The organism is Treponema endosymbiont of Eucomonympha sp. (assembly GCF_001028545.1).
Genome location: NZ_BBPW01000565.1, coordinates 1 through 480 on the forward strand (window position 1 = coordinate 1; position 480 = coordinate 480).

A 480-nucleotide genomic window follows, 5' to 3' on the forward strand; every position below is an offset into this window, starting at 1 on the left:
GGACGGCCGCTCGTCCGCGCCCCGGTGCTCATGCTTCTCGGCTACGGCGCGGACCACAAGCCGTGCGGGGGAACAAGCTATTCGTGGACGGTTACCGGCGCCGACGGGGACTACGAGGCGAGCGGGGGAGACACCCGGTATTTTATCCTCACCCCGAAAGCGGAGGGGAGCTATCGCATTCGGGTCAGCGTAACCGGACGCAACTATATCACCGGAGCTATGGACACGAAGACGGCGGAGACGACCGTGGTGTGCGGCGTAAAAGAGTACAAAGGCGGCTTTAAAGCGCTGAGCAACTTTGCCCCCGGACAGTTTACCGAAGGCGGCAACGGCAACGGTTGGTCACTCGGCGCGTGGGGCGGCTATCTGGTGTGGTATCTGGGGGACGGAGTGCCGCCGCGGGGAAATAAAGCGGTTATAGTTGAAGGCAACGGCTTTTCCGGCTGGCAGGAACCTTCGGACATCTGGGTGTCCTATGAC

General features: G+C 62.1%; 1 protein-coding gene. It reads left to right on the forward strand.

The window, feature by feature from the left end:
• A partial coding sequence (locus AWU74_RS12165; protein WP_202966441.1) for a hypothetical protein occupies positions 1 to 480 on the forward strand: 480 nt, incomplete at both ends.